The organism is Streptomyces sp. LZ34 (assembly GCF_053890475.1).
Genome location: NZ_CM132680.1, coordinates 2,890,258 through 2,913,676 on the forward strand (window position 1 = coordinate 2,890,258; position 23,419 = coordinate 2,913,676).

The window sequence follows — 23,419 nt, forward strand, 5'->3', positions numbered from 1 at the left end:
GCAGGTCACAGGGGCCGCGTCGAGGGGTTTACGGCACGTACGGCATCCGGTGCGCGCGGTGGGCCGTCAGCCGAGCACCTCGTCGCAGGCGGTGCGCAGCCGGCGCAGCCCCTCCGCCAGCTCGGCGAAGCCCGCCGCCGAGGCGAAGCCCAGCCGCAGGTGCGGGGCGGGCGGTTCGGCGCAGAAGTACGGGCGGCCGGGCGTGACGGCGACCCCGGCGCGCAGGGCGGCGGCCGTCAGCGCGGCCTCGTCGGTGCCGTCGGGCAGCCGCGGCCACAGGTGGAAGCCGCCGGACGGGACCTGGCGCAGGGCGAGTTCGGGGAGGTCCCGCCGCACGCCCGTGGCCAGGGTCTCGCGGCGGACGCGCAACTCGGCGGCGACGGTGCGCAGATGGCGGGTCCAGGCGGGAGAGCCGACGAGTTCGAGCGCCGCCTCCTGTAGTGGGCGCGGCACGAAGAAGCTGTCGACGACCTGGATGGCGCGCAGCCGCTCCAGCGCGGGGCCGCGGGCGGTGAGCGCGCCCACCCGCAGGCTGGCCGAGGTGATCTTGGTGAGCGAGCAGACGTGGACGACCACGCCGTCGGGGTCGTCGGCGGCGAGGGTCGCGGGCAGCGGCCCCGCGTCCTCGTGGGCGAGGCGCCGGGCGAAGTCGTCCTCGATCACGAACGCGCCCGCCTCCCGGGCCACCCGCAGCACCTCGCGGCGGCGCTCGGCGGAGAGCACCGCGCCGGTCGGGTTCTGGAAGAGCGGCTGGCAGAGGAAGACCCGCGCCCCGCTCGTGCGGAGCGCCTGTTCGAGCAGATCGGTGCGGACCCCGTCGGCGTCCACCGGGACCGGGACCGGGCGCAGCCCGAAGGCGCGGGCGGCGGCCAGCGCCCCGGGGTAGGTGGGGGACTCGACGAGCACGGGCGCGCCGGGCGGCGCGAGGGCGCGCAGCGCGGTGGTCAGCGCGCTCTGGCCGCCCGCGGTGATCAGCACCTCGGAGGGGGCGAGGGCCCCCGCCCGGCCGCCGATCTCGGCCGCGAACCACGCGCGCAGCTCGGCCAGCCCCTCGATCGGGGGGCGGTCCCATGCCCCGGGCCGCCGCCCGGCGCGGGCGAGGGCGGCGGCCAGCGCCCGCTCCGGCTGGAGCGACGGGTGCAGATAGCCGCCGTGCAGTTCGAGGGCGCCGGGCGGCGGGACGGCCAGGGTGGCCAGCACCCCGGAGGCGTCGACGGAGCGCGGGACCGACTCGCCGGACGTCTCGACGCTGAGGGCCACCTCCTGCCAGGAGGTGTCGCCCGGGCGCGGCGCCTCCTCGGCCCGTGGCCGGGCGGCCCGGAATACCCCGGCGCCGGGGCGGGTGACCACGAGCCCCTGGGCACGGAGTGTGGCGAGCGCGCGGGAGACGGTCACCGGGCTCACCCGGTAGCGGTCCACCAGGGCCCGGCTGGACGGCAGCTTCTCACCGGGAGAGTAGCGGTTCAGCTCCTTGCGGAGGAGATCGGCCAGTTCCGCGACGCTGCTACGCTCTTGCATGAGAGCCCAAGATAGCGCTATCGCGAGCGAGACGATAGCGGTGAGCGGTGGCACCGAGCCGCGCACCACCGCCCGAGCCCCGCTGGCCCGCCCCCGCCCCGCGCCGGCCCCGCCCCGCCCCGGCGGACGCCGGGGTGGCACCCTCGGCACCGTTCTGGCCGCGCTGGGCGTGGCCGCGTTCTCCCTGACCTTCCCCGCCACCGCCTGGGGTCTCGAGGGCCTGGGCCCCTGGTCCCTGGTCGCCTGCCGGCTCGCCCTGGCCGGGCTGGTGGCGGGCGGCGCGCTGGCCGCCCTGCGCGTCCCGCCGCCCGTCCGCCGTCACTGGCCCGGGCTGCTGGTGGTGGCGGCCGGGGTGGTCGTGGGCTTCCCCCTGCTGTCCACGCTCGCGCTGCGGACCTCCACCACCTCGCACGCCGCCGTGGTCGTCGGCCTGCTGCCGCTGACCACGGCCGCATACTCGGCATTGCGCACCGGGGCCCGGCCCAGCCGCATGTTCTGGGCCGCGGCCCTCGCCGGCGCGGCGGTGATCGTCGCCTTCGCGCTGGAGCAGAGCGGGGGCGCACCGACCGGTGGCGATCTCTATCTGTTCGGCGCGCTGCTGGTGTGCGCGGCGGGCTACGGGGAGGGCGCCCGGCTGGCGGGCCACATGCCGGGCTGGCAGGTGATCGGCTGGGCGCTGGTGGCCTGTCTGCCGCTGTCGGTGCCGGGCGCGGCGGTCGCCCTGGCCGCCGAGCCCGTGCACCTCGGGGCGCACGCCGTCGCCGGGGTGCTGTGGCTGGCCCTGGGCTCCCAGTTCCTGGGGCTCGTGGTCTGGTACCGCGGGATGGCCGCCATCGGCGTGGCCAGGGCCAGCCAACTCCAGCTGGCCCAGCCCCTGCTCACCCTGGTCTGGTCCGTACTCCTCCTGGGCGAACACCTGACCTGGGTCGCGCCCGCGGCCGCCGTGGCCGTGCTGGTCTGCATCGGCGTGACGCAGCGGGCATCGACCGGCGCGAAGCGGGCACCAGTAAGCACAGACCCGGCAGGGGCAAACCCGGAGGAGCGGCCATAAACTGGCCTCAGGGACCGCAATACCCTCCGGGGCACCGGACAGGAGGTCACGCGTATGGAGGCGACCGTAGGCGACAAGCTGCTGGTACACGGCAGGGTTGTCGGAATTCACGACCGGACCGCGGAGATCATCGAGGTACTCGGGGACCACGGGACCCCGCCGTACCGCGTCCGCTACGAGGACGACGGCCACGAGTGCCTGGTCTCCCCCGGCCCGGATTCGGTCGTGCGTCACCTGCCCACCGGACGCCCGCGGCCATAGCGCCGGCCGGGCGGCTCAGCGGGGCGGACGCACGCGATATGGGTAGTGGTCGGCGACCACGCGCGCCATGGCGCCGTTGCGGTCGGCGGCCACTTCCTTCGCGGAGAAATACACGTTGCCCCGCACCTGCGGATAGTCCCGGTCGAAGGTGAGATGCCGGGACAGCTCCGCCGGGTCCTGCCAGGGCGCGGGCTGCGCCGGGTCCCCGGCCTTGTAGAGCGCCTCGCCGATGTAGAGGTCCACACCGGTGCCGCGCACCACGTCCGCCCACCAGGGCACCAGCTTGGCGTAGTCGGCGGCGGCGAAGCCGATGTTCCAGTACACCTGCGGCACGATGTAGTCGATCCACGCCTCGCGGACCCACTTCCGCGTGTCCGCGTACAGGTCGTCGTAGGTCTGCACCCCGGCCCGGGTGTCGGAGCCCAGCGGGTCGGTGGCCTGGTTGCGCCAGACGGCGAAGGGGCTGATCCCGAACCGCACCCGCCGGTTCAGCCGCTTGATCCGCCCGGCGGTCTCGCGCACCAGACGGTCGATGTTGTCCCGCCGCCACGCGGCCCGGTCCGGGTACCCCGCGCCGTAGCGCTCGTACGCCGCGTCGTCGTCGAAGACCTGGCCCGCCACCGGATAGGGGTAGAAGTAGTCGTCCCAGTGGACGGCGTCGACGTCGTAGCGCGCCACCGCGTCCAGCATCGCGTCCTGGACGAAGCGGCGGACCTCGGGCAGGCCTGGGTTGTAGTAGAGCTTGCCGCCGTAGGGCACCACCCACTCCGGGTGCAGCCGCGCGGGGTGCGTGGGGGCCAGCCGGGTGGGGTCGGTGTGGTTGGCGACGCGGTACGGATTGAACCAGGCGTGCAGTTCGAGGCCGCGCCGGTGGGCCTCGCGCACGGCGGTGCCCAGCGGATCCCAGCCCGGGTCGCGGCCCTGGACTCCGGTGAGGTACTCGGCCCACGGCTCGTACCGGGAGGGCCACAGCGCGTCGGCGGTCGGCCGGACCTGGAAGACCACCGCGTTCAGTCGGCGGGCGACCGCGGTGTCCAGGAAGGCGAGCAGTTCGGCGCGCTGCTCGGCGGCGGTGAGGCCGGGCTTGGAGGGCCAGTCCCGGTTGGCGACGGTGGCCAGCCACATCCCGCGGAACTGACGCCCGGGATGCCCGCCGCTCCCCTGCTCCTCGCGCCCGTATGCCGCCGCCGTGCCCGCCGTGGAACCCGCCGTGACGGCCGCGGCCAGCGCCCCCGCGGCCGCGGCCGTCAGGCCCCTGCGCGTGATCTGCCCCATCCTCGCTCCTCGCTGTTCCTGGTCCGGCTTCCGATCGTGGCTAACTCCCGCCGATGATGCGGGTCTTACGGGCGCGGGGCAATCCTTCCCACCCTTCCGGACGACTTGGCTCTTAACCGCCACGCCCTCTTGACGTCACTCTTCTCGCCCGGTCATCCGGCCGCTAGCATCGGTGTCACGCACAATGGGAGCGCTCCCAATCCCGGACACGGACAGACCCGCACAGACCCGCCCCCGTACCGCCGCACCCCGCGGCGGATGCCCGGAGAGGAAGTTCCCGTGCGTTTCCATGGCATTCCCGTCCGTTCGAACGGCAGAAGCGGACCACTCGGCGCGCTCATGGCCGCGCTGGCGCTCGTCGGCGGATTACTGACCGCGGCCGCCGCCCCCGCCGCCGCCCGCCCCGACGACACCCCGAGCAAGCCCACCGCCGGCCTGGCGGCCGCCACCTGGAAGAACGTCCGCGTCGACGGCGGCGGCTTCGTCCCCGGCATCATCTTCAACCGCAAGGAGAAGAACCTCGCCTACGCCCGCACCGACATCGGCGGGGCGTACCGCTGGGACCAGTCCGGCAAGCAGTGGGTGCCGCTGCTGGACTGGGTGGACTGGGACCGCTGGGGCTGGTCCGGGGTGGCGAGCCTGGCCAGCGACCCGGTCGAGCCGAACAAGGTGTACGCGGCCGTCGGCACGTACACCAACAGCTGGGACCCGACCAACGGCGCGATCCTGCGCTCCTCCGACCGCGGCGCCACCTGGCAGACCACCACGCTCCCCTTCAAGGTCGGCGGCAATATGCCCGGCCGCGGCATGGGCGAGCGCCTGGCGATCGACCCGAACAAGAACAGCGTGCTGTACTTCGGCGCGCCGAGCGGCAACGGCCTGTGGCGCTCCACCGACTCCGGCGCCACCTGGTCGAAGGTGACGGCCTTCCCCAACGCGGGCAACTACGCCCAGGACCCGAGCGACTCCAGCGGCTATCTGAGCGACAACCAGGGCGTGGTGTGGGTGACCTTCGACGAGCGCACGGGCTCGTCCGGCACCGCGTCCAAGAGCATCTACGTGGGCGTGGCCGACAAGCAGAACACCGTCTACCGCTCGACCGACGCCGGCGCCACCTGGTCGCGGGTGGCCGGGCAGCCGACCGGCTACCTCTCCCACAAGGGCGTCCTGGACGCCAAGAACGGCTACCTCTACATCACCACCAGCGACAAGGGCGGCCCGTACGACGGAGAGAAGGGCCAGGTGTGGCGGTACGCCACGGCCACCGGGGAGTGGAAGAACATCAGCCCGATGACGGACGCCGACACCTACTTCGGCTACAGCGGGCTGACGGTGGACCGGCAGAAGCCCGGCACGCTGATGGTGACCGGCTACAGCTCCTGGTGGCCGGACACCCAGATCTTCCGCTCCACCGACTCCGGAGCGACCTGGACCCGCGCCTGGGACTTCACCAGCTACCCCAACCGCTCCTTCCGCTACACCCAGGACGTCTCGTCCGTTCCCTGGCTGACCTTCGGCACCAACCCGTCCCCGCCCGAGGTCACCCCGAAGCTGGGCTGGATGACCGAGGCCCTGGAGATCGACCCGTTCGACTCCAACCGGCTGATGTACGGCACGGGCGCCACCGTCTACGGCACCGAGAACCTCTCCGCCTGGGACTCCGGCGGCCAGATCAAGATCACCCCGATGGTCAAGGGCCTGGAGGAGACCGCGGTCAACGACCTGGCGAGCCCGCCGTCCGGCGCCCCGCTGCTCAGCGCCCTGGGCGACATCGGCGGCTTCCGCCACACCGACCTCGACGCGGTGCCCAAGACGATGTTCACCTCGCCGAGTTTCACCACGACCACCAGCCTGGACTACGCCGAGACCAACCCGAACACGGTGGTGCGGGTCGGCAACAACGACGCCGCGCCCCGGATCGCCTTCTCCACGGACAACGGCGCCAACTGGTTCCAGGGCAGCGAGCCCTCCGGCGTCACCGGCGGCGGCACGGTGGCCGCGGCGGCCGATGGCAGCGGCTTCGTCTGGAGCCCCGACGGCACCTCCTCCGTCTACTACACCTCCGGCTTCGGCAACTCCTGGACCGCCTCCAGCGGCATCCCGGCCGGGGCGGTCGTCGAGTCCGACCGCAAGAACCCGAAGAAGTTCTACGGCTTCAAGGCCGGAAAGTTCTACGTCAGCACCGACGGCGGCGCCACCTTCACCGCCAAGGCCGCCACCGGCCTGCCCACCGACGGCCCGGTGCGCTTCAAGGCCCTGCCGGGCACGGAGGGCGACATCTGGCTCGCGGGCGGCACCGCGAGCGGGACGTACGGGCTGTGGCACTCCACCGACTCGGGCGCGACCTTCACCAAGCTGTCGAACGTCCAGCAGGCCGACACCATCGGCTTCGGCAAGGCCGCCCCCGGCGCCTCGTACCAGACGCTCTACACCAGCGCCAAGATCGGCGGCGTCCGCGGGATCTTCCGCTCCACGGACGCCGGGGCGAGCTGGGTGCGGATCAACGACAACGCACACCAGTGGGCCTGGACGGGCGCCGCGATCACCGGCGACCCGCGGGTCTACGGGCGGGTGTACGTGAGCACGAACGGACGCGGCATCCTGCGCGGCGACTCGGCGTAACCGCAGGCCGTCAGGCGCAGACCACTCCAACGGAGACCGCCACCCGCCCGCTTGAGATCCCGGGCCGGGGTCCGGACCACACGGTTCCGGCCCCCGGCCCACCCCATGGACCGGACCGGAGGGTAACGTCGGGACGACCAGAAGATCAGCGGAAAGGCACGAGGTGACCGACATCGAGCGCGTCGGAGTGGTGGGCTGCGGCCAGATGGGCGCGGGCATCGCGGAGGTGTGTGCCCGTTCCGGCCTGGACGTCAAGGTCGCGGAGACCACCGGTGAGGCCCTGGAGCTGGGGCGTACCCGGCTGACCAACTCCCTCGGCAGGGCCGCCGAGCGCGGCAAGATCACCGAGGCGGAGCGCGACGCGACGCTGGGACGGCTGAGCTTCACCACCGACCTCGGCGAGTTCGCCGACCGCGATCTGGTCATCGAGGCGGTCGTGGAGAACGAGCAGGTCAAGACCGAGATCTTCCGGGTCCTCGACCAGGTCGTGACCCGCCCCGACGCCATCCTGGCCTCGAACACCTCCTCCATCCCCCTGGTCAAGCTGGCCGTCGCCACCTCCCGGCCCGACCAGGTCATCGGCATCCACTTCTTCAACCCCGCCCCGGTCCAGAATCTGGTCGAGCTGATCCCGGCCCTCACCACCGGCGACCACACCATCAAGCGCGCCGAGGCCCTCGTCCACGACGTCCTCGGCAAACACGCCATCCGCGCCCAGGACCGCTCCGGCTTCGTCGTCAACGCCCTGCTGATCCCGTACCTGCTCTCCGCCATCCGTATGTTCGAATCCGGCGTCGCGAGCCGCGAGGACATCGACAACGGCATGGAACTCGGCTGCGCCCACCCCATGGGCCCGCTCAAGCTCTCCGACCTGATCGGCCTGGACACGATCGCGGCGATCGCCGACTCGATGTACGCCGAGTACAAGGAGCCCCTGTACGCCCCGCCACCGCTGCTGCTGCGCATGGTCGACGCGGGACGGCTGGGCCGCAAGTCGGGGTCGGGCTTCTACGAGTACGCCTGACCTGTGCCGGCCCAGGCCATCGGCACGGAGCGGCTGGACCTGCTGCCGCTTCACGTCGAGCACGCCGAGGAGATGGCCGCGGTGCTGTCCGACCCGGCTCTGCACGCCTTCATCGGCGGCACCCCGGACAGCCCGCCGGCCCTGCGCTCCCGCTATCAGCGCATGACCGCAGGCTCTCCCGATCCGGCCGTCTCCTGGCTGAACTGGGTGATCCGGCTCCGTGACGAGGCCTGCCTGACGGGCACCGTCCAGGCGACGATCAGCCCCTCCGGCCACGGCCACTGCGCCGAGATCGCCTGGGTGGTCGGAACTCCCTGGCAGGGAAGAGGCATCGCCACCGAAGCGGCCCGAGGACTCATCGACTGGCTCGGCCGACAGCCGGTGCGGACCGTCGTCGCCCACATCCACCCCGAACACCGGGCGTCCGCCGCCGTCGCCGAAGCCGCCGGGCTCACGCCCACCGACGAATGGCACGAAGGCGAGATCCGATGGCACCGGAATATCGGATGACGCTGTTCGGCTCGGACGCTCCCTACGGCGACCCGGCCCTTTCCCGGATGACGGTGGCACGCGTGGCACGCCCCCGGGCACTGCGCGACCGCGTCTTCGGCGGCACCCTCGCCGAGTTGCCCGCGCTCTGAGGAGGGGCGGCGGTCTGGAGGCGGACGACGGCGTCGAGGCCGCCGTCGGGGGCGGGGCGCAGGGCCGTGCCGCCGCCGCTGGCGTGGGTGAGTCGCTGGACCAGGGAGAGGCCCAGGCCCGTGCCGCCCTTGGGCGCGTCGGGGGCGCGCCAGAAGCGGTCGAAGGCGCGGTGGCGCTGTTCGGCGGTCATGCCGGGGCCCTGGTCGATGATGTGCAGTTCGACGCAGGCGGGGCGTGGGGTGCGGTGGTGGCGGCGGTCGGCGGGGGCGGAGCGGAGTTCGAGGGTGACGGTGCCGGCCAACGGCGACGCGCGCAGGGCGTTGGAGAGCAGGTTGTCCACGATCTGCTCGATCGCCCCGGGCACCGCGAGCACCTGGCCGACGAACTCGCCGCGCCGCACCAGCCGGACGCCGTGCTGGTCGAACAGCGGGGTCCAGGCGCGTTTCCGCTCGGCGCACACCCGGTCCAGGTCGACGGGTTCACGGGTGCCGGCGCTCTCCTCCATGCGGGCCATCGCCAGCAGACCTTCGACCATGCGGGCCAGCCGGTCGGTCTCGGTCATCGCGGCGGTGAGGCTGCCGCGGGCGTGCCCGGCGACGTCGGGCTCCAGGTTGTCCAGGCGCAGCCGCAGCGCGGCGAGGGGGGTCTTCAGCTGGTGCGAGGCCTCTCCGGCGAAGGCGCGCTGGGAGGCCAGGAGGTGTTCGAGGCGGGCCGCGGTCTGGTTGAAGGTGGCGGCGAGGCTGCGTATCTCCGGTGGTCCTTCGGTGGTGGGAACGGGGGTGGCCAGGCTGCCTTCGGCCAGGCGGCGGGCGGCCCGTTCGAGGTGGAGGATGGGGCGGCTGATCCAGCGGGCGAGCCCGAAGGCCACCGCGGCGAGGGCGGTGAGGACGGCGAGCCCGGCGAGGGCCAGGAGCAGCCAGACGCGGTGGATGCGCGCGGACACCGCCTCCGTGGGCACGATGACGCGTACGGCGCCCTGGAGTTCGGCGCCGTGTGTGACGGGGGCGGCGACGGACAGGGACCGCACTCCGCCGATGGTGGAGGTGCGTACGTCGGCGGTGGACCGGCCGCCCAGCGCGGCCGCGATCTCGGGGCGCGCCGCCAGGTCCCGGGACTCGCGGGCGGACAGGTCGTGGGAGGTGGCGAGCGGACGGCCGCGGCCGTCGACGACGAGGACCTTTCCGCCGATCCGCTCGGCGCACATCAGGACGCGGGGGCGCAGTTCGCGTTCCGCGCGCCCCGCGGTGATGGACAGTGAGGCGTACGCGGACACCGAGTCGGCCTCCTCCTTGGCGGCGGTGACCACGCGCTCCCGCTCGCCCCGGCTGTAGACGAAGCCCAGCGGGATCTCCAGGCACAGCAGGACCAGCGCGGCGAGGCTCAGATAGCTGAGCAGCAGTCGGCGCCTCATGCGGTTTCGTAGGCGGGGGCGTCGAACCACGACCCGGGGGCGGCCGGTGCAGGTTCCGGTCGAGACTCGGGGGCGCGTTCCGGGGTGCGTACGGGGGTGCGTACGGCCAGCCGGAATCCCACCCCGCGCAGCGTCTGGATCCAGGCCGGGTCGCCCAGCTTGCGGCGCAGCGCCGCGATATGCACGTCGAGCGTCTTGGTCGGGCCGTGAAAGTGCGGGTCCCACACCTGATCGAGGATCTGCTGGCGGGAGTACACCGCGCCGGGGTCCTCGGTGAGCAGGGCGAGCAGTTCGAACTCCTTGGGGGTGAGGGAGATGAGCGCCTCCCCCACCCACACCTGCCGGGTGCGCCGGTCCACGACCAGCGGCGGGGCGGGCAACGGACCGTCCACGGCGGGCTGAGGGGAGACCGGGAAGGCCGGTGGCTCGGGCGCGGGAGCGGAGACAGGGCGGTCGGCCGACGCCGGTTCGGCCCGCCCGGTGCGGCGGGTGACGGCGCGGATCCGGGCGATGAGCTCCCGGATGGAGAACGGCTTCGCCAGATAGTCGTCCGCGCCGAGCTCCAGGCCCAGCACCCGGTCGGCCTCCTCGCCGCGCGCGGTGAGCATGATGATCGGTACGTCGGAGACCTGCCGGATGCCGCGGCAGACGTCGATGCCGTCCATGTCCGGCAGCCCCAGGTCGAGCAGGACGATGTCGTCGTACGGCCCCGCCAGCCCGGCCGCGCCGGTCGTCACATGATGGACCGTCAGTCCATAGCGCGCCAGCCCCTCGGCAAGCGGTTCGGCGATCGTCTCGTCGTCCTCGATGAGCAGCGCTCGTACGGTCATGGGTCCTGTCTCTTCCGTGAATACGGACAACACGAATCCCCCGGTCGGAGCCGACACGCTACAAGAGGGTCATTGGCCGGTCCCGAGTTTTGTGATGTTGCGAGTAAAAACCGGATCCGGACGAGTTCTGGTCGGGCGCTGGCCTTCGCTTAACCTTCCGCTGGCCCAGACCTGCCTACGGTGCATGACACCTGGTCCAGCCAGCTGTCAGGAGGCACGATGAAATCCTTGGTCGAGCACGCCCGCTCATTTCGCTACCGGGCCGATTTCGCGGGCGACGAGTACCGGAAACTGGCCGAAGGGCAATTCCCCGAAGCGCTGTTCATTACCTGTTCGGACTCCCGGGTCATACCGGCTCTCATCACCGGTGCCCGCCCCGGGGAGATTTTCGAGCTGCGTAACGCGGGGAACATAGTTCCGCCGCACGGAATGCATCTGGTCTCCGGTGAGGCCGCCACCATCGAATACGCCTTGGACGTGCTCGGGGTGCGGGACGTCGTCGTCTGCGGCCATTCCCACTGCGGCGCCATGGGCGCGCTGGAGTCCGGCGCGGACCTGTCGACGCTGCCCGGAGTGAGCGCCTGGCTGGAGCTCGCCCGGCCGGGGCTGGCCCCGGAGATCACCGGTGGCTGCGAGGACCCGTCGCTGAGGGGGCTGGCGCAGCTCAATGTGCGCAACCAGCTCTCCGCGCTGAGGGATTATCCGGCGGCCCGCCGACGGCTGGAGGAGGGTCGGCTGCGACTGCACGGCTGGTACTACCAGGTCGACACCGGCGAGCTGTGGGAGCTCGACCAGGACGGCCGCTTCCGGGAGCATCCGTGCTGACCGGGCACGGCGCGCCCCGGCACGCCCGGGGCCGCCATGCGGCGGGGCCGCCGGTCACGTACCGGGGCACCACCGACCGGCCGTACGGGCCTGCCGACGCGCCGTACGGGGCCGGCGACCCGTCGTACGGCACCGCCGACCCGTCGTACGGGGCCACCGACGCGCCGTACGGACCTGCCGAGGTGCCCTACGGGGCCGCCGCCCCGACGCCCGCGCCCGCCGCGGCGCCGCCACAGCCAGCCGCGCCACCGCCGAGGCCGACCGGCCGCGGCCCCACGGGGCGCGGCACCCGGGCCCGTGGCGGCAAGCCCCGCGCGAGCGGCGGCGGCTTCGGCGGCACCGGCGGCACCGGCGGCATCGATCTGGGGACCGAGATCACCGCCTCGTTCGTCGTCTTCCTCGTCGCTCTGCCCCTGTGCATCGGCGTCGCCGTCGCCTCCGGCACACCGCCCGAGCTCGGCATCATCTCGGGCGTCGTCGGCGGTCTCGTGGTGGGCGTGGCACGGGGCAGCACCCTGCAGGTCAGCGGGCCCGCCGCGGGGCTGACCGCGCTGGTCCTGGAGACGGTGACGGAGCACGGCCTGGCCATGCTCGGGGTGATCGTGCTGGCCTCCGGGGTGCTCCAGATCGTGCTGGGGCTGATCCGCCTCGGCCGGCTGTTCCAGGCCATCTCGGTCGCCGTGGTCCAGGGCATGCTCGCCGGGATCGGCCTGCCGCTGATGTTCAGCCAGTCGTATCCGCTGGCCGACGCCCGGGCCCCGGGCACACCCTTGGAGAACATCGCGGGGTTCCCCGGGCTGGTCGCCGATACCCTGCGGGACCCGCAGACGATGATCGCGGCCGGGCTCGGCATCGCCACGATCGTCCTCGGCTTCCTGTGGAAGAAGGTGCCGGGGCCGGTCGGCAAGGTCCCCGCCGCGCTGGTCGCGGTGGGCATCGGCATCGCCGTCGCCGCACTGCCGGGCGTCGAGGTGAAGACGCTGGAGGTGGGCGATCTGTTCGCCTCCGTGCAGGTGCCGGGGGCCGCGGAGTTCGCGGGGCTGGCCGACGCGGCGGTCCTGGGCGCCGTGCTCACCTTCACCGTCATCGCGTCGGCGGAGAGCCTGTTCACCGCCGCCGCGGTCGACCGCATGCACGACGGCGCCCGCACCCGTTACAACTCCGAACTGGTCGCCCAGGGCGTCGGGAACACGGTGTGCGGGTTCCTCGGCGCGCTCCCGGTGACCGCGGTCGTGGCCCGCAGCTCGGCGAACGTCCAGGCGGGCGCCAAGACCCGGCTCTCCCGTACGCTGCACGGCCTGTGGCTGCTGGGCTTCGCGCTGCTCCTGCCGAACGTGCTCGCCCTCATCCCGATCTCGGTCCTCGCGGGCGTCCTGGTCCACAGCGGCTGGAAGCTGCTCGCCCCGCAGGAGTTCCCGAAGATGTGGCGTCAGGACCGCGGCGAGTTCGTCGTCATGACCCTCACCACGGTCGCCATCGTCGCCACCGCGCTGCTCGAAGGCGTGCTGATCGGTCTCGCCGCCGGGGTGGTGCTGGCCGCGCTGCGCATGTCGCGCACCCAGGTCAGGGAGCACACCGAGGGCGACACGGCCCATCTCACCATGGCCGGCAACGCCACCTTCCTGCGCCTTCCCCAGGTGATCGAGGCGCTGGAGGCCATCGCCGGGTCCGGCAAGCCGCGGATCCGCCTGGACCTGACGGGAGTGACCCATCTGGATCACGCCTGCCGCAGCCAGATCGAGGAATTCGTCGCCCAGCAGCGCGCGTCGGCCGCGGTATCGGTGGAGCTGCTGATGCCCGAGGGCGAGCCGGCCCCGGCCCCAGGCCCGGACCCCGCTCCGGCCCCGGGTCCGACGGCGGAGTGGTTCTATCTGGACACCCGTCCGATCGAGGAGGTCCGGGCGCCCGGGGCGGCGTTCGCCCGGGGCATGCGGTACTGAGAGCAAGACGGCCGTGGATACTCACGCAGCGTGACCGCTCTCGGCTCCGGAAACGGCCGACCACACAACTCGGTCACACGGTTTTCACACGGGGTGTGCGGCGCTGACCCGCGTCCGTCCTGCGCACACTCTCCCGCGCCCCCCTGCGACAGGGTTGACTCGGATTGTCGAAAGTGCACGGAAGCACATTCCGGAAGGGGAACAGCCCGTGACCACCGAGCCCGAGCACGCCGCGTTAGCCGTGGAGCTCGCGGAAATCCGCCGCAGGGTCGATGTCAGCCTGGCCCGTGTCGACGGACAACTCGCCCTGCTCGACCACCGCGGGGAACAGTCCGAGGAGGATGTGGAGCAACTGGCCGCACGTGTACGCCATCTGGAGCACGGGCGCTGGCCGCTGCGGTCCATCGCCGCGCTGACCGGCGTATGCGCGATGGCGCTGACGGTGTGGCAGGCCGCCGGCCGCTGACGCCCGGCCGGGGGGCACGCGGTCGGCCGGCCGCCGGCGGGGGCGACGCCGGCGGTCAGCCGAAGCGGATGTGGTGGAGCAGCAGCAGCGCGGCCGCCATGTTCGCGGCGGGCACCTCGCCGCGCGCCACCATGTCCGGCACGGACTTGAGCGGCACCCAGGCGCGCCGGTCGGATTCGAAGTCGTCCTCCGGGGGCCCGACGTACGCGGCTTCTTCCGCCCAGTAGATGTGGTGCCGGGCATCGGTGAGCCCGTTGGACGGCTCGACGGAGAGCAGATGGCGCAGCGGGCCGGGGCGCCACCCGGTCTCCTCCTCCATCTCGCGGGCCGCGGCGACCTCGATGTCCTCGCCGTCCTCGACGACGCCGGCCGCCAGCTCCCAGCCCCAGGCGTCGGTGATGAAGCGGTGCCGCCACAGGAGGAGCACCTCGTTGGCCGCGTTGACCACGGTGGCCACGGCCACGGGGCGCAGCCGGATCAGATAGTGGTCCAGGTGGCGGCCGTCGGGGAGTCTGACGTCGGCGAGGTTCACCGAGAACCACCGGTTCTCGTACACGGTCCGCTCCCTGAGGTTCTTCCATCGCACTGTCAGCCACCTTCCGCCGCACAGTTGGCAAGGCTGTCGACGAGGGCGCGGACCGGACTCAGAGGGGCACGCGCAGCGCCCCGTCGATGAGTTCGGCGACTTCGGCAGTCGCCGCGCTCCCGCTCTCGGCGAGGTGTTCCCGCACGGCGCGGAGTCGGTCGCGTAAGCGCCGGGACTCCATCCCGCGGGCCCGCTCGGTCATTTCCACCGCCGTGGCCACCGCCCGGTCCGCGTCGCCCTGTCTCAGCGCGATATGGGTGAGCATCGCGAGCCGGTGCACCCGGCCCCGGTCGTGCGCGGGGGTGCCGACCGCGGCGGTGGCGTGTTCGCATGCGCCGCCGAGGTCGCCCAGGCTCAGCAGCGCCTCCGCGACCTGGACGTTGACCAGGCCGGGCTGGACGTAGCCGGTCTCGTCGGGCTCATGACCCGGGCGGATCCGGTCGGCGGCGGTCTCGGCGCGCCGGATGCAGGACAGCGCCCCGGCCCCGTCGCCCAGCCGCGCGTACGCCTTGGCCTGCATGGCGTACAGGTCGGCGGCGAGCGCCGGGGTGATGCGCGAGCCGGAGGCGCGCAGCGCCGACTCGGCGAACGCGACCGCCTGCCGGTACTCCTTCATGAACAGGGACTGGTTGACCAGCAGCGCGATGACATACGCGCCGAGCCCGCGGTCCCCGCTGGCCTTGGCCAGCCGCAGCGCCTGGTGGAAGTAGCGCTGGGCCAGGCCGTGGGTGTCCGAGTCATAGGCGCAGATGCCGGCGATGGCGACCAGGCCGCCGGTCGCCCGGTGCAGCTGGCGACCGGTGGCGTCGGGGTAGCTGCCGCGCAGCAGCGGCGCGGCCTCGGCGTTGAGGAAGCCCACGACGCGGGCTCTGGTCGCCACGCCGCCGGCCTTGCGGTACATCTGCTCGTAGTGGGCGCGGGCGGCGCGCAGCATGTCGATGTCGGCCATGCTGACGCGGGTGAGGCCGCGGCGGGAGACGTCCGAGTCCTCCGGCGGGTTCTCCCACTCCCACACCGGGATGACGGCGGGGGTGCCGGTGACCGCGGGGGCGGCCATGACATGGGGCCGCTGCTGCTCGTCGGAGCGCCACAGCGCGGTGGCGCGCTCCACGAAGCCGGACAGCGGGGTGGCGGGGGCGCGCGGGGAGCCGGGGGTGCCGAGGCCGATGTCGTCGAGGGTGAGCGCGCGGTGCAACCGCCCGCCGAGCACCTCGCAGATGAGGTCGGGCACCTGGCCGCGGGGGCGCTGGCCCTTCAGCCAGCGGGCGACCGCGGTGTGTTCGTACCGCAGCTTCATGCCGCGGGCCCGGCCCGCCTCGTTGATGTGCGCGGCGAGCCCGGCATGGGAGATCCCGGCCTCGTCGAGTACGGAGTCGAGCAGTGTGTTGGGCTCCATGGCCCCCTCCTGATGCGCCCCCAGCCGCGTGCCCCCCGGTGTGGCCAGCGTAGTGGAGGTCAGTTCGCACGGGGTGTGAAGTGACCGGGCTTCGTCTCACTGCGCAGCGCCAGCAGGGCGACGTCGTCGGCGAGTCGGCCGCCGGTGTGCCGCAGCACCGCCGACCGCACCCCTGCGATGACCGCCGCGGGGACGATCGGGCCGGTGCCCGCGGCCTGGGCCAGGGCGGGCCCGAGCGCGAAGAAGGTCCCCTGCGCGTCGCGGGCGTCCTCGGCCCCGTCGGTGTGCAGGACGAGCGCCTCGCCGGTCGTCAGCGGGGCGCGGTGGGCGCCGGGGAGGTCGTCGGGCAGCGGGAAGGGGCCGAGTGGGGGCAGCACGTCGCCCAGGGTCAGTCTGCGGGCCCGCGCCACGCCGCCGGTCGGGTCCTCGGACAGCAGATACGGCCAGGGGTGGCCGCAGTTGAGCGCGGTGAGCTCGCCGCCGGGTCCCAGTTCGAGCAGCAGCACGGTGACGAACTCCTCCGCGACCGGGGTCTCCGGCTCCTCGCCGGCCGGGGGATCGCCCAGGGCGAGCTCCCGCAGACGGCGCTGCAGGGCGCGGTCCAGGCGGCGCAGTACGCCGGCGAGTTCGGGCTCGTCGTGGGCGGCCTCGCGGAAGCTGCCGAGCACGGCGGCGACGGTGCCGATGGCGCCGAGGCCGTGGCCACGCGCGTCCCCGATGATCACGCGGACGCCGTGCGCGGTGGCCAGCACCTCGTACAGGTCGCCGCCGACCGCGGCGCCGCGGCTGGCCGACAGATAGCCGGCCGCCATCTCGATGCCGTCCAGGCGGGCCGGCAGCGGCCGCAGCACCGCGTCCTGCGCGGCGGTCGCCACCGCCCGCAGCTGCTCCAGTTCGCGGACCAGCCGCAGCCTGCGGCCGTTCGTGAGATAGCTGGCGACGACCACGGCGAGGATGGCGCCGCAGCTGACCAGGCTCGCGTGCGGTTCCTCCACGTCGCCGTCGGGTTCCAGGGCGCTCGGCGGGCCGAGGGCGAACAGGATGCTCGCGCCGCCCAGCAGCAGGATGCATCTGCGGCGGCCGCTGCTGGCGCAGGCGATGGCGGGCGCGGCGGCGAGGAGCGGGATCACTTCGGTGTCGTGCGGGGTCAGCAGCTCCCAGCAGAGGACGCCGAGCACCCATAGGCAGGGGACGACCTTGGTGAAGGCCCGCCGACCCCGTGCTCCCCGTACGAACGCGCCGCCGACCGCCCATGTCCCGATCATGTGTCGCCCCCCAACGCCAACCAATGAGGCGGTCGGCCGGGCCCTGATGGGTCGGTGCTGCGCGGACCGTGCGACCGGGACGATTCTGGCGACAGCTCCTGTCAAAATGAGTAGCCGGACTCCGATTCTCACCTGATCGGGTGAGGCAGCCGTCGCCGCATTGCCGAACACCGCGCCGAAGCAGCGGGAAAGGGCCCCAACGCGGTGGGGGCGCACCCCGCGTACGGGATGCGCCCCCACCAGGGCTCAGGCGACGGATCTTCAGGCGCCGCGCAGCACGGCTCCGGTGCGCTCGACCGACGCCGCGACCGCGGCGTCGCGGGCCGCCGAGGCCTCCTCGGCGGTCAGCGTGCGGTCGGGGGCGCGGAAGCGGAGGGCGTAGGCCAGGGACTTCTTGCCCTCGCCCAGCTGTTCGCCGGTGAAGACGTCGAACAGCCGCAGCGACTCGAGGAGTTCGCCCGCGCCGGCCCGCAGCGCCGCCTCGACATCGGCCGCGGCGACCGACGCGTCGACGACGAGCGCGACGTCCTGGGTGGCCACCGGGAAGGTGGACACCTGCGGGGCCTGGACCGGGCCCGGGTCCGCCCGCTCGAGGCGGTCAAGATCGATCTCCATCGCGCAGGTGCGCTCGGGCAGGCCGAGGGCCTTGGTGACCCGGGGGTGCAGCTCGCCCGCGTTGCCCACGAGGATCTCCTGGCCGTCGACGACGGCCAGCAGCGCGGCACAGCGGCCGGGGTGCCAGGGGTCCTGCTGGTCCTGGCGGACGATCAGCTCAACCCCTGCCGCACGGGCCACGATCCGCCCCGCCTCGACCGCGTCGGCCCAGCTCACCGGGGTGTCCTTGCCCCACCAGCCGGCCTGCTCGCGGGCGCCCGCCAGGACGACGGCGGCGCGCCGCGGCTGGCTGGGCAGCGCGGCGTTGAGCGCGGCGAGCTCCTCGTCCGACGGACGGTGGTCGACGGGCAGGCTGACCGCCGGGGGCTCGTCGCCGGTGGCGCGGAAGACCAGACCCGTCTCGAACAGCGCGAGGTCATGCGTCCCGCGGCCGTCGTTGCGCCGCAGCGCGGCGAGCAGCCCCGGCAGCAGGGTGGTGCGCAGCGCCGGCTCGGCGTCGGAGAGCGGGTTGACCAGGCGGACCACGTCGCGCCGCGGATCGTCCGCGGCCAGGCCCAGCTGGTCGAGCACCTCCTCGCCGATGAACGGGTAGTTCAGGGCCTCCACATAGCCGGCGCCGGCCAGCGCCCGGCCGACCCGGCGGTGCAGTCGCTGGCGCTCGGTCAGCCCGCGGCCGGCCGGCGGCCGGGGCAGGGTCGAGGGCAGGTTCTCGTAGCCCTCCAGCCGGATGACCTCCTCGGCGAGGTCGTTGGGGTCCCGCAGGTCGGGCCGCCAGCTGGGGACGGTCACGGTGAGGGTGTCGGCGCCGTAGACGTCGCAGCCGACCTGCTGGAGCCGGCGCACCACGGTCTCCCGGCCGTAGGCGAGGCCCGCGACCCGGTCCGGGTGGTCCGCGGGCAGCGTGACCGTACGGGGCGCGCTGGGCGCGACGATCTCGGTGACGCCCGCCTCGGCGGTGCCGCCCGCCAGCAGCACCAGCAGGTCGACGGTGCGCTGGGCGGCCGCCGAGGCGGCCTCGGGGTCGACGCCGCGCTCGAAGCGCCGGGACGCCTCCGAGGACAGCTTGTGGCGGCGCGCCGTACGGGCGATCGAGACCGCGTCGAAGTGCGCGGCCTCGATGACCACATCGGTGGTGCCCTGGACGGCGCCGGTCTCGGGGTCGGTCACGGCGTCGGCGATCTCGGTGTTGGCACCGCCCATGACGCCGGCGAGCCCGATCGGGCCGTTGTCGTCGGTGATCACCAGGTCCTCGGCGTCCAGGACGCGCTTGGTGCCGTCGAGGGTGGTGAACTTCTCGCCCGGCTCGGCGCGGCGCACCCCGATCGGCCCGCTGACGCGCGACCGGTCGTAGGCGTGCAGCGGCTGCCCGAGCTCCAGCATGACGTAGTTGGTGACGTCGACGGCGAGCGAGACCGGCCGCATCCCCGCCTTCTGCAACCTGCGCCGCAGCCAGATCGGGGAGTGCGCCTCGGGGTCGAGCCCGGTGACCGTACGCGCGGTGAAGCGGTCGCAGCCGATCCGGTCGGCGACCTGGACCGGGTAGCCGTGCGCGTTGGGCGCGGGCACGTCCAGCAGGGCCGGGTCGCGCAGCGGCAGCCCGTAGGCGGTGGCGACCTCGCGGGCGATGCCGCGCAGCGACAGGCAGTAGCCGCGGTCCGGGGTGACGGCGATGTCCAGGACCTCGTCGACGAGCTCCAGCAGCTCGATCGCGTCGGTGCCCACCTCGTACTCCGGGGGCAGCACGATGATGCCCTTGTGGTCGTCGGACATGTCGAGCTCGGCGGCCGAGCAGATCATGCCCTCGGAGACCTTGCCGTACGTCTCGCGCGACGAGATCGCGAAGCCGCCGGGCAGCACCGCGCCGGGCAGGGAGACGACGACCTTGTCGCCGACCTCGAAGTTGGTCGCGCCGCAGATGATGTTCTGCGGCTCGCCCGTACCGTTCGCCTGCCCGACGTCGACCTGGCAGTAGCGGATGGGCTTCTTGAAGCCCTCCAGCGTCTCGATCGCCAGCACCCGGCCGACCACCAGGGGGCCCTTGAGCCCGGCGCCGAGCTGCTCCACGGTCTCGACCTCGAGTCCGGCCGAGACGAGTTTGGCCTGCACGTCGCGGCCGGTCTCACCGGCCGGCAGGTCGACGTACTCCCGCAGCCAAGAAAGCGGGACCCGCATCAGATCTCCATCCCGAAGGGCCGGGTGAAGCGCACATCACCCTCGACCATGTCTCGCATGTCTTCCACGGTGTGCCGGAACATCAGCATCCGCTCGATGCCGAAGCCGAAGGCGAACCCGGTGTACTTCTCCGGGTCGATGCCACAGGCGATCAGCACCCGCGGATTGACCATGCCGCAGCCGCCCAGCTCGATCCAGCCCTCGCTGGAGCAGGTGCGGCAGGGCCGGTCGGGGTTGCCGACCGAGGCGCCGCGGCACACATAGCACTGCATGTCCATCTCGGCGGACGGCTCGGTGAACGGGAAGAAGTTCGGCCGCAGCCGGGTGGACATGCCCTCCCCGAACAGCGCCCTGACCATGTGGTCCAGGGTGCCCTTGAGGTCGGCCATGGTCAGGCCCTCGTCGATGGCCAGCAGCTCGACCTGGTGGAAGACGGGGGTGTGGGTGGCGTCCAGCTCATCGGTGCGGAACGTCCGGCCGGGGCAGATCACATAGATGGGCGGCTTCCGGTCGAGCATCGAACGGATCTGCACGGGCGAGGTATGGGTGCGCAGCACCACCCCGGACCCGGTGCCCGCCTGCCCTTTCGCGCCCTGCACGAAGAAGGTGTCCTGCATCTCGCGGGCCGGGTGGTCCGGCGGGAAGTTGAGCGCGTCGAAGTTGAACCACTCCGCCTCGACCTCGGGCCCCTCGGCGACCTCGTAGCCCATGGCCACGAAGACGTCCTCGATGCGCTCGGAGAGCGTGGTGATGGGGTGGCGGGCGCCGGCCGGGATCCGGTCGTACGGCAGCGTGACGTCCACCGCCTCCTCGACCAGCACCCGGGCGTCCCGCTCCGCCTCCAGTTCCGCCTGCCGGGCCGCCAGCGCCTTGTTCACCGCCCCGCGCGCCTGGCCGACGCGCTTGCCCGCGTCCGCCTTCGCGTGCGGCGGCAGCGCGCCGATCTCGCGGTTGGCCAGCGCCAGCGGCGAGCGGTCGCCGGTGTGTGCGACCTTCACCTCGCGCAGCGCCTCGAGGTCTCCGGCGGCGGCGACGGCGGCGAGCGCCTCGTCCCGCATCCGGGCGACCTCTTCTGGTTTCAATGCCTCGACCTCGACCGGGTCGTACGACTTATTCGGTGCCGACATCTCTTCCCGTGTTTCCGATTGGCTGGCTGCGCGACCCGCCTCGACCACTGGTGCGCCAAAGGTGCCAAAAGCCGAGTCTAAAGGGCGCTGGACCGCGCTGTTCCGGGGGACGCCCCGGGCCCCGGTCGGGTGTGGGCCCGTGGGCCCCTCAGGCCAGGTAGGCCGGGGTAGCCACGGGCAGGGTAAATCGGAACTCCGCGCCGCCGCCGTGGGCCCGGCCGACGGTGATGGTCCCGCCGTGTGCCTCGACGATGCCCTTGACGATGTACAGGCCCAGGCCGGTGCCGCCGCGCTTGCTGCCCCGCCAGAAGCGGGTGAAGACGCGGCTCATCGACTCCTCGGGGATACCGGGGCCCTCATCGCTCACGGTGACGGAGGTCCTTTCGACAGCGGGGCCTTCCACGGCAGGCTTGGCCTGCTCGGGGGCCACCTCAATGGTGACGGTTCCCTCGCCGTGGCGCACCGCGTTTTCCAGCAGGTTCCCCAGCACCTGGTCGACCTTGTCCGGATCGGCCCACAGGCCCGGCAGCGGCTCCCTGACCTTGATGAGAAAGCGCTCGGAGGAGTGACCCGAGGCGGTCAGCGCCTGGACGTGGCGCCGGACCGCGGCCGCGATGTCGACCGGCTGGCGGCGCACCTCCAGCCGGCCGGAGTCGATCCGCGATATGTCGAGCAGCTCTGCGATCAGCCGGGTGACGCGGTTGGCGTCGGCGTCGACGGTCTCCAGCATCAGCCGCTTCTGGTCGTCGGTGAAGCGCTCCCATTTCGCCAGCAGCGTCGCCGTGAAACCCTTCACCGAGGTGAGTGGGGAGCGCAGCTCGTGGGCGACGGTGGCGATCAGCTCGGCGTGGCTGCGCTCAGTGCGGCGACGCGCCTCGGTGCCGCGCAGCGAGACCACGACCCGGCGCACCGGCCCGGTCGGCCGCTCGCGTACGTACCGGGCGGAGACCAGCACCTCACGGCCGCCGGGCAGCAGCAGATTCCGCTCGGGCTGGCCGACGCGGGTGGCCAGGCCCCCGTAAGGATCGGTCAGCGCCCACCAGCGCCGGCCCTCCAGGTCCTCTAACGGGAGCGCGCGCTCCAGCTTCCGCCCCAGGGCGTCGGCCTGGCGGGTCGCGGTGATCCGGGCCGCCGCGGCGTTGAAGCAGGTGACGCGGCCGGTCTCATCGGCGATGACCAGGCCGTCGGGCAGGTCGTCCGGGTGCACGCCGAGGCCCGCCGTCGCCTCGTCCGGCTCCCACCGCGCATACCCTCCGGGCAGGCGCGCTCCGGGCGCACAGGCATCACTCGACCTGGCGCCGGAGGTCCTGACGTCCATCCCCGCACCCCCTCCTAGGGCCTGTCGTCAAAGGGGGAGCCTGCTCCCGACGCCGCAGTGACATCAGCCGCTGCCGCGGCGGGCGGCACCTCGCCGCGTTGTCGCATCGCCCAAGTACGCCCAGTACGAGGGCGATGCTCCGCCTTGCGATGTACCGCACCAGACGCCGCTCGCGGCCGGACGCCCCCTTTGACGACAGACCCTGGGCCCCCAGAGGGGGCAACCCTACTAGGTCGATGTGACGGAGCGGCACCCTCCGGGAGCGCGCTGCGCACGAGCGGAGGCATAGAGGCACACGGCGGCGGCCGTGGCGAGGTTGAGGCTCTCGGCCCTGCCGTGGATCGGAACGCGCACCACCTCGTCGGCGAGTGCGCGGGTCGCCTCCGGCAGCCCCCACGCCTCATTGCCGAAGATCCAGGCGGTGGGCGCGCCGAGGACCCCCTCGTCGAGCTCGGTGTCCAGGTCCCGCTCACCCGCCCCGTCGGCGGCCACCACCCGCGCCCCGGCCTCCCGCAGGCCGCTCACGGCGCGCTCCACGGGCACGCCGACGGCGACGGGCAGATGGAAGAGTGAGCCCACGGAGGCCCGTACGGACTTGGGGTTGTACAGGTCGACGGAGGCGTCGGTGAGCACCACGGCGTCCGCCCCGGCGGCGTCCGCACAGCGCAGCACGGTGCCGGCGTTGCCGGGGTCGCGGACGTGCGCCAGCACCGCGACCAGCCGGGGGCGGGCCCGCAGTATCTCCTCGAACGGCGTGTCCAGGAAGCGGCACAGCCCGACGATGCCCTGCGGGGTGACGGTGTCCGACATCTCGGCGACGACCTCGTCGGTCGCGGTGAGCACGGGGGCGCCCGCGGCGCGGGCGGCGGCGACGATGTCCTCGTGGCGCGCGGCCGCCTCCGGGGTCACATACACCTCCACCAGGTGCGCGATCGCCTCCCGGACGGCCTGCGGGCCCTCGACGAGGAATCTGCGCTCCTTGCCGCGGAAGCTGCGCTTGGCGAGCCGTCTCGCCGCGGTGACGCGCGGCGATTTCAGGGAGGTCAGCTCGGGGGTCGCCATGGGGGTGTGCTCT

19 protein-coding genes are annotated in these 23,419 nt (G+C 73.1%); 8 read left to right on the plus strand and 11 right to left on the minus strand.

All coding sequences use genetic code 11. From position 1 onward, the window contains the following. Positions 1-66: 66 nt before the first annotated feature. Positions 67-1,518: an aminotransferase-like domain-containing protein gene (locus ACWY4P_RS10735; protein ID WP_456210124.1), complete on the minus strand. Its 1,452-nt coding sequence runs from the start codon at positions 1,516-1,518 to the stop codon at positions 67-69. On the opposite strand from ACWY4P_RS10735, the gene ACWY4P_RS10740 reads away from it, so the two are divergent. Then, positions 1,517-2,569: a DMT family transporter gene (locus tag ACWY4P_RS10740; RefSeq protein WP_456210126.1), complete on the plus strand. Its 1,053-nt coding sequence runs from the start codon at positions 1,517-1,519 to the stop codon at positions 2,567-2,569. The two genes, ACWY4P_RS10735 and ACWY4P_RS10740, sit on opposite strands and share 2 nt — an antisense overlap. A 54-nt stretch (positions 2,570-2,623) precedes the next feature. Further along, positions 2,624-2,830, plus strand: a complete 207-nt coding sequence (locus ACWY4P_RS10745; RefSeq protein WP_014175108.1) for a DUF1918 domain-containing protein — start codon at positions 2,624-2,626, stop codon at positions 2,828-2,830. A 15-nt stretch (positions 2,831-2,845) separates the two neighbouring features. Here the strand turns inward: ACWY4P_RS10745 and ACWY4P_RS10750 are convergent, their stop codons facing one another. Further along, entirely contained in the window at positions 2,846-4,105 is a 1,260-nt protein-coding gene (locus ACWY4P_RS10750; protein ID WP_456210128.1) for a glycoside hydrolase family 10 protein, read from the minus strand. A gap of 339 nt (positions 4,106-4,444) precedes the next feature. On the opposite strand from ACWY4P_RS10750, the gene ACWY4P_RS10755 reads away from it, so the two are divergent. From ACWY4P_RS10755 to ACWY4P_RS10765, 3 genes are all read left to right on the plus strand, one after another. Further along, complete coding sequence (locus ACWY4P_RS10755) at positions 4,445-6,727, plus strand: xyloglucanase (RefSeq protein WP_456212878.1); 2,283 nt, start codon at positions 4,445-4,447, stop codon at positions 6,725-6,727. Positions 6,728-6,890: 163 nt separating this feature from the next. Further along, positions 6,891-7,751, plus strand: a complete 861-nt coding sequence (locus tag ACWY4P_RS10760) for a 3-hydroxybutyryl-CoA dehydrogenase (RefSeq protein WP_456210130.1) — start codon at positions 6,891-6,893, stop codon at positions 7,749-7,751. A 3-nt stretch (positions 7,752-7,754) separates the two neighbouring features. Beyond that, positions 7,755-8,261, plus strand: coding sequence for a GNAT family N-acetyltransferase (locus ACWY4P_RS10765; protein WP_456210132.1), 507 nt, complete (start codon positions 7,755-7,757; stop codon positions 8,259-8,261). A 22-nt stretch (positions 8,262-8,283) separates the two neighbouring features. On the opposite strand, the gene ACWY4P_RS10770 is transcribed toward ACWY4P_RS10765, so the two are convergent. Then, positions 8,284-9,804, minus strand: coding sequence for a sensor histidine kinase (locus tag ACWY4P_RS10770; RefSeq protein ID WP_456210134.1), 1,521 nt, complete (start codon positions 9,802-9,804; stop codon positions 8,284-8,286). Continuing rightward, complete coding sequence (locus ACWY4P_RS10775; RefSeq protein WP_456210136.1) at positions 9,801-10,634, minus strand: response regulator transcription factor; 834 nt, start codon at positions 10,632-10,634, stop codon at positions 9,801-9,803. The genes ACWY4P_RS10770 and ACWY4P_RS10775 overlap by 4 nt, the downstream gene beginning before the upstream one ends. Positions 10,635-10,853: 219 nt before the next feature. On the opposite strand from ACWY4P_RS10775, the gene ACWY4P_RS10780 reads away from it, so the two are divergent. From ACWY4P_RS10780 to ACWY4P_RS10790, 3 genes are all read left to right on the plus strand, one after another. Further along, positions 10,854-11,459, plus strand: a complete 606-nt coding sequence (locus ACWY4P_RS10780; protein ID WP_456210138.1) for a carbonic anhydrase — start codon at positions 10,854-10,856, stop codon at positions 11,457-11,459. Beyond that, a complete protein-coding gene (locus ACWY4P_RS10785) occupies positions 11,453-13,399 on the plus strand; it encodes a SulP family inorganic anion transporter (protein ID WP_456210140.1) in 1,947 nt (648 codons plus the stop codon). The genes ACWY4P_RS10780 and ACWY4P_RS10785 overlap by 7 nt, the downstream gene beginning before the upstream one ends. Positions 13,400-13,607: 208 nt before the next feature. Further along, on the plus strand, positions 13,608-13,865 hold the full coding sequence (locus ACWY4P_RS10790) for a hypothetical protein (RefSeq protein WP_456210142.1): 258 nt from the start codon (positions 13,608-13,610) through the stop codon (positions 13,863-13,865). Positions 13,866-13,920: 55 nt separating this feature from the next. On the opposite strand, the gene ACWY4P_RS10795 is transcribed toward ACWY4P_RS10790, so the two are convergent. The 7 genes from ACWY4P_RS10795 to ACWY4P_RS10825 all read right to left on the minus strand — a co-directional run bounded on the left by ACWY4P_RS10795 (position 13,921) and on the right by ACWY4P_RS10825 (position 23,406). Further along, entirely contained in the window at positions 13,921-14,451 is a 531-nt protein-coding gene (locus ACWY4P_RS10795; RefSeq protein ID WP_456210144.1) for an NUDIX hydrolase, read from the minus strand. Positions 14,452-14,509: 58 nt separating this feature from the next. Continuing rightward, complete coding sequence (locus ACWY4P_RS10800; protein WP_456210146.1) at positions 14,510-15,847, minus strand: tetratricopeptide repeat protein; 1,338 nt, start codon at positions 15,845-15,847, stop codon at positions 14,510-14,512. Between the two features lie 59 nt (positions 15,848-15,906). Further along, a complete protein-coding gene (locus ACWY4P_RS10805) occupies positions 15,907-17,112 on the minus strand; it encodes a PP2C family protein-serine/threonine phosphatase (protein ID WP_456210148.1) in 1,206 nt (401 codons plus the stop codon). Positions 17,113-17,373: 261 nt separating this feature from the next. After that, positions 17,374-19,899: a phenylalanine--tRNA ligase subunit beta gene (gene pheT, locus ACWY4P_RS10810; RefSeq protein WP_456210150.1), complete on the minus strand. Its 2,526-nt coding sequence runs from the start codon at positions 19,897-19,899 to the stop codon at positions 17,374-17,376. Next, positions 19,899-21,026: a phenylalanine--tRNA ligase subunit alpha gene (gene pheS / locus ACWY4P_RS10815; protein ID WP_456210152.1), complete on the minus strand. Its 1,128-nt coding sequence runs from the start codon at positions 21,024-21,026 to the stop codon at positions 19,899-19,901. Before pheS ends, pheT begins: the two co-directional genes overlap by 1 nt. 148 nt (positions 21,027-21,174) lie before the next feature. After that, positions 21,175-22,344 carry a sensor histidine kinase gene (locus ACWY4P_RS10820; RefSeq protein ID WP_456210153.1) on the minus strand — a complete coding sequence of 390 codons (1,170 nt, stop codon included), beginning with the start codon at positions 22,342-22,344 and terminating at the stop codon, positions 21,175-21,177. 228 nt (positions 22,345-22,572) lie between these two features. Further along, complete coding sequence (locus ACWY4P_RS10825; protein ID WP_456210155.1) at positions 22,573-23,406, minus strand: TrmH family RNA methyltransferase; 834 nt, start codon at positions 23,404-23,406, stop codon at positions 22,573-22,575. Positions 23,407-23,419 lie beyond the last annotated feature (13 nt).